Genomic DNA, 5,030 nt, shown 5'->3' with positions numbered 1-5,030 from the left:
CCGTATTTTTCGTAAAAAGGTATTGCGGCTATACGTGCATTGAACCACAAAATAGTTGATTTTTTTTGAGTTGCTAATTGTTCTCCGGTTTCAAGAAGTAGCCTTCCAAATCCTTTTGCTTTGTAGTTCTCTAGAACAGCCATGCCTCTTAATTGAATTTGAGAGCCATTAAAGAGTGGGTTTTTCTTTTCATAAAATGATGCTATGGCAGCCAATTTGTTTTTTGCAAAGAGTCCAAAATGAACTGTTGACTCTAGTTGATCTCCTTCAAAATTACAACTTGAAATTGATTTTCCCGGTCTTAAAACTGCATGTCTTACCGAGATGGTTTCTTCAGCGTTGATTGCTTTTATTTTTATATCTGGATGTAATACTCTGTAAAAACGCACAGATTTTCCATCATGTTTTGTTTTAAACAATAATTCTAATCCGCATTTTATAAGAACATTGTATGAGGCTGTGTTTAAATTTTCTACAAATCCGTATATGGCGTTAAAATTAAACTTTTTAAAACCATATTTGATTACTGCAATTGTGCTTTCAGTTGCATATCCTTTTCCCCAATATTTTCGTTTTAATCTGTATCCTATTTCAACCAGGTTTTCCTTTGGGTGAAATTTTAATCCGCAAAAGCCTAAAAATTCATTTGTGAATTTATCACAAACGGCCCATCTTCCATAACCAAATACTGAGTAAGTGTTATAGCTTTTAATAAATTCTGAAGCGGCATGTATGTTTGAAAATGGTGGATCTCCAGTATATTTTATAACTTCAGGGTCGTTATTCATTTCATAAAAATCACCTGCATCTTCCTGTGAAAATTCCCTCAAAAAAGTTCTTTCTGTTTCTAAAATGACTCTCACTGTTTTTTGATATCATTGTATTTTTGATATCTGCTAAACTGAACTTCCACAAAAGGACATAAGGGGATTACTTTTAGGTTGTTTTTTCTGGCATAGTCAGCCAATGCATCCAATAGTTTTGTTCCAACACCTTTTCCTTTTAGTTCAGGTTTAACTTCGGTGTGATTGACGGTAATTTCGTTTTTATCAGTATAGTTATATTGCATTTCTGCAATAATTTTATGCTCTTTTTCAATAAAAAAAAGACCATTTGTATTATTTTCCCTGTGATTGATTTTTTGTTCCATGATATTTCTCCATAAAGTTAATCAAAAAATTGAAAGACCGGTTTTTGTTGTAAGTCTTTCTAAAGCTTCCATGCCTAATAATGAATTGCCTTTTTGATTTAGTTTTGGACTCCAAACAGCCGCGCTGTATTTTTCAGGGTGTACTGCTACTATGCCTCCTCCCACACCACTTTTTCCGGGGAGTCCCACTCTGAAGGCAAATTCACCTGCTTCATCATAAAAACCACAAGTTTGCATCAAGGCATTGATTCGCTGAACTTTTATGGGTTGTAGTAATTGTTCGTTACTTTCTAACAGAGTTCCTTCATTGGCATAAAGCATAAAGGCCTTTGCAAGCTCTTCGCAACTCATTGCCAATGAACATTGATAAAAATAAACATCCAATACCTGATTGATTTCATTTTTGATATTACCAAAAGATTTCATCAGGTTTGCCAGAGCTGTGTTACGGTGACCATGTTGTTTTTCACTTTGAGCAACTTTTTCGTCAAAATCAATAGTTGGTTTACCAGAAATTCTTCTCACAAATTTTAAAATTTCATCTTTTGGATTTTCATATTCAGAAATCAATATGTCTGAAATCACCAAAGCGCCGGAGTTAATAAATGGATTTCTAGGAATTCCATTTTCTCTTTCCAATTGAAACAGAGAATTATAGGCATTTCCTGAGGGTTCAACGTCCATTCGCTTCCACAATGAATCTCCCAAAAGCTGCATGGCCAATGTCAGGCCGAAAACTTTTGAAATACTTTGAATTGAAAATCGTTCAGTTGAATTTCCAAATGAGTGATTTGAACCACTGATACAATACAAATGAATTCCAAATTTTTCAGGGTCTACTTTTGATAATTCCGGAATATAAGAAGCCACTTTTCCATTGTTTGGAAATTCCTTAAGTTCCAGTTCTATTTGATTTAATATTTTTGAATAATTCATTCAATGATAGTTTCCAGTCGTGTGATAGGTTCTATTTCAAAAGGTTCTTTATTTTGAAAAAATACCTTGGCATTAAAATCTCCCTTAAGGGTTAAAATGTTCTCTTTAGCTTCAATCCAGCTACCTTCTCTAAGTCCAATTACCGGTAAATTATTGATGCTGTGAAATTCTTTGATTCGGGTTTCACGTGTTTCTCCCATATGTTTTGAATTTGGAATTGGATCAAGATAGTGGGGGTTTAAGTTAAACGGCAGTACACCAAGTGTTTTAAAGCTTGGGGGGTAAACAATAGGCATGTCGTTTGTAGTTTGCATTGTCAATCCGCATATGTTACTCCCTGCACTCGTTCCTAAGTAGGGGGTGCCATTTAATATCGCTTCCCTTAAAGTGTGCATCAGATCGTTTTTGTAAAGTTCATTTACAAGTCTAAAGGTGTTTCCTCCTCCTGTAAATAAGCCTTTAGCTCTTTTAATAGCTTCAGTAGGGCTTGAAAATGAATGCAGACCAACAATTTTTTTCCCAATATGATTAAATGCTTCCTGTGCTTTTTGGGTATAGGCATCACAACTCATTCCGCCGGGTTGTGCATAAGGGATAAACACAATTTCACTTGTTTGATTGTATAATTCTGATAAGTGAGGTAATAAATAATCAAGGTAGTTTCCACCATAAATTGTAGATGTACTGGCAATTATGCAATTTTTCATTCTTTAAAAATTTATTGTTTGATTTCTCTTTATTGAAAATATTAAAAGAGTTCAATTTTTTACTAAATTAAAACATTAAAACTACACTATATTGATTGACTCAGATTTAACACTTGTTTAAAATTAAAGTAAGTTTTTTAGAAGTAAATTTATATATGAAAAAATTAGTAATTGCTTTTCTTTTAATAATTCCGACATTAACTTTTACACAAGAGATTGAAAGGGTTTTGGTTCAGGGTAAAATATCTGCGCCAGTAGGTGAGGATTTGGAAGGAATTTCAATATACAACAAATCTTCACAAAAGGGAACAATTACTGATGCTGAAGGCTCTTTTCAAATTGAAGTTGGTTTGAATGACAGAGTTCTTTTTTCTGCCCTTCAATTTCAAAAGTTTACAGTAATTGTCGATGAAGGTATTTTGGAGACTCTACAGATGAAAATTTATGTAAACCCTGCCGTATTGCATCTTGATGAGGTAATTGTGAGACCTCATGACCTAACCGGTAACATAAATGTGGATGTGAGCCGCATCAAAACTACCGATTTGGCACTTGATTTAAACCTCTCATGGGAAACTATGGAGTTTGGTTATGAATTTAGCGATGATCAAAGCAGCGCTGTTAAAAACTCAGCTTTACAAGAAGTGCAGCCAGCGGGTCTAAATATCTTATATCCTTTTGCATTATTAGCTGATTTAATCTTCAACTCCGGAGATAAATCTAATAGAAAAAAAAGTATGTCCTCACTTGAAAAAATGAAATTTCAAGATGGCACATTGATTGCGCTCAAACAAAGATTTCCTGAGAGTTACTTTACAGAAATTCTTAATATTAAAACATCTGAAATTGACAATTTTCTTTATTTCATAAATGAAAATGGGATGACAATTGAATTACTCAGGGAAAACAACGAATTGAAGTTGATGGATTTTTTAGATAAACAGCGAATAATCTATTTATCTCAAACTGAATAAATTCTTTAAAGGGAGCAGAAACTTCTCTATATTTGCAACATGATATTCAATGCACATTTTTTATTTATCAGTGGAGCCGAAATAGGATTTATACTTTTTATAATCCTGATGGTATTTGGTTCTGATAAAGTTCCTGAAATTGCCCGAGGGCTGGGAAAAGGTATGCGACAAATTAAGAACGCTACAAACGACCTAAAAAACGAAATAAGTAAAGGTGCTAAGGAGCAAGGTGTTGATGTAGACATTAGCAAAGATGTAAAAAGTGAAATCGACAAGGTTAAAGAAGAAGTTGATGAAATCACAGGACCCATTAAACGTCAATTTTAATGTTTGAAACCCTGAAAGAGTGGGATAGAAGCCTTTTTATCTTTCTTAACAACTCTGGTCTGGAAGCTATGGATGGTTTTTGGATGTTGGTTACAAACACACTCTTCTGGACACCTCTTTTCATCTTGTTAGTTTACTTAATTTTTAAATTTTATAAAAAAGTTAATGCCCAAATTATTATAGGCTATTTTTTACTTGCAGTAGGAGTGAGTTTGCTATTGATGATTACAACAAAATTTACTATTGCCCGTTTACGTCCCAATAATATTCCTGAACTTGCCGATTTGATAAGAGTACTTCATCAACCAGACAGCTATAGCTTTTATTCCGGTCACGCATCAAGTTCATTTTTGATAGCCACTTTTGCATTCCTTATCTTAAGAAAACACATACGTTTCATAGGTTTGATTTTTCTGTTCCCACTGCTTTTTACTTTAAGCAGAGTTTACGTTGGAGTTCATTTTCCAAGTGATTTGATTTTTGGTTCATTTATGGGAATAATACTGGCACTATTATTTTATAAAGCGTGTAAAGTGAAAATCGGTAAGATGGGTTGATATTATTTAACTCTCGTAATAGTTAAACCATCTCTAATAGGAAGCAATACACTTTCAACCTTTGGATGATTACTAAGAAGTTTGTTATATTTCACTAAAGCAGCTGTATCTACATCATCCTTTTTTATTTTTTTCAATACTTTTCCACTCCACAATACATTATCTGAAAGTATGACACTTCCACTTCTCATTTTTGGCAAAATGAGTTCAAAATACTTTGAATAATTTTCTTTATCAGCGTCTATAAATACTAAGTCAAATGTTTGATTTAGTGTTGAAATAATTTCCAAAGCTTCACCTGTGTGTTGAATAATTTGCTTCCCAAATCCTGATTTATCAAAATAAGTTCGCTGTAGCGAAAACAATTCTTCATTATGGT

Annotated in this window: 8 protein-coding genes; 3 read left to right on the top strand and 5 right to left on the bottom strand. The window is 33.3% G+C overall.

The features are described from left to right. The 4 genes from AACY61_RS08500 to pepE all read right to left on the bottom strand — a co-directional run. Positions 1 to 863 (bottom strand): GNAT family N-acetyltransferase (locus AACY61_RS08500; RefSeq protein ID WP_339611148.1); only part of this gene is annotated, 863 nt, incomplete at its 3' end. Next, positions 860 to 1,150 (bottom strand): GNAT family N-acetyltransferase, encoded by a 291-nt coding sequence (locus AACY61_RS08495; protein ID WP_339611147.1) that lies wholly within the window; start codon positions 1,148 to 1,150, stop codon positions 860 to 862. The genes AACY61_RS08495 and AACY61_RS08500, both read right to left, overlap by 4 nt. 21 nt (positions 1,151 to 1,171) lie before the next feature. After that, positions 1,172 to 2,086, bottom strand: coding sequence for a glutaminase (locus tag AACY61_RS08490; RefSeq protein WP_339611146.1), 915 nt, complete (start codon positions 2,084 to 2,086; stop codon positions 1,172 to 1,174). Then, positions 2,083 to 2,793, bottom strand: coding sequence for a dipeptidase PepE (gene pepE / locus AACY61_RS08485; RefSeq protein WP_339611145.1), 711 nt, complete (start codon positions 2,791 to 2,793; stop codon positions 2,083 to 2,085). Before pepE ends, AACY61_RS08490 begins: the two co-directional genes overlap by 4 nt. Before the next feature lie 155 nt (positions 2,794 to 2,948). Here pepE and AACY61_RS08480 point away from each other — a divergent pair, with 155 nt between their 5' ends. From AACY61_RS08480 to AACY61_RS08470, 3 genes are read left to right on the top strand one after another with little or no spacing between them, the layout of a single operon-like run. Further along, a complete protein-coding gene (locus AACY61_RS08480) occupies positions 2,949 to 3,767 on the top strand; it encodes a carboxypeptidase-like regulatory domain-containing protein (RefSeq protein ID WP_339611144.1) in 819 nt (272 codons plus the stop codon). 39 nt (positions 3,768 to 3,806) lie between these two features. Continuing rightward, the gene (locus AACY61_RS08475) at positions 3,807 to 4,094 is read left to right on the top strand and encodes a twin-arginine translocase TatA/TatE family subunit (RefSeq protein WP_339611143.1); all 288 of its coding nucleotides are present in this window, start codon (positions 3,807 to 3,809) and stop codon (positions 4,092 to 4,094) included. After that, positions 4,094 to 4,651 (top strand): phosphatase PAP2 family protein, encoded by a 558-nt coding sequence (locus tag AACY61_RS08470; protein ID WP_339611142.1) that lies wholly within the window; start codon positions 4,094 to 4,096, stop codon positions 4,649 to 4,651. The genes AACY61_RS08475 and AACY61_RS08470 overlap by 1 nt, the downstream gene beginning before the upstream one ends. Before the next feature lie 2 nt (positions 4,652 to 4,653). Here the strand turns inward: AACY61_RS08470 and AACY61_RS08465 are convergent. Continuing rightward, positions 4,654 to 5,030: class I SAM-dependent methyltransferase (locus AACY61_RS08465; protein ID WP_339611141.1), on the bottom strand; the 377-nt coding region annotated here is incomplete at its 5' end.

The organism is uncultured Planktosalinus sp. (assembly GCF_963973675.1).
Taxonomy (GTDB): Bacteria; Bacteroidota; Bacteroidia; order Flavobacteriales; family Flavobacteriaceae; genus Planktosalinus.
This window is presented reverse-complemented; position numbering and strand designations above follow the sequence as displayed.

Coding starts and splice junctions, on each gene's coding strand:
- AACY61_RS08495 (WP_339611147.1), bottom strand. CDS start 1,150: ATGGAACAAAAAATCAATCACAGGGAAAATAATACAAATGGTCTTTTT.
- AACY61_RS08490 (WP_339611146.1), bottom strand. CDS start 2,086: ATGAATTATTCAAAAATATTAAATCAAATAGAACTGGAACTTAAGGAA.
- pepE (WP_339611145.1), bottom strand. CDS start 2,793: ATGAAAAATTGCATAATTGCCAGTACATCTACAATTTATGGTGGAAAC.
- AACY61_RS08480 (WP_339611144.1), top strand. CDS start 2,949: ATGAAAAAATTAGTAATTGCTTTTCTTTTAATAATTCCGACATTAACT.
- AACY61_RS08475 (WP_339611143.1), top strand. CDS start 3,807: ATGATATTCAATGCACATTTTTTATTTATCAGTGGAGCCGAAATAGGA.
- AACY61_RS08470 (WP_339611142.1), top strand. CDS start 4,094: ATGTTTGAAACCCTGAAAGAGTGGGATAGAAGCCTTTTTATCTTTCTT.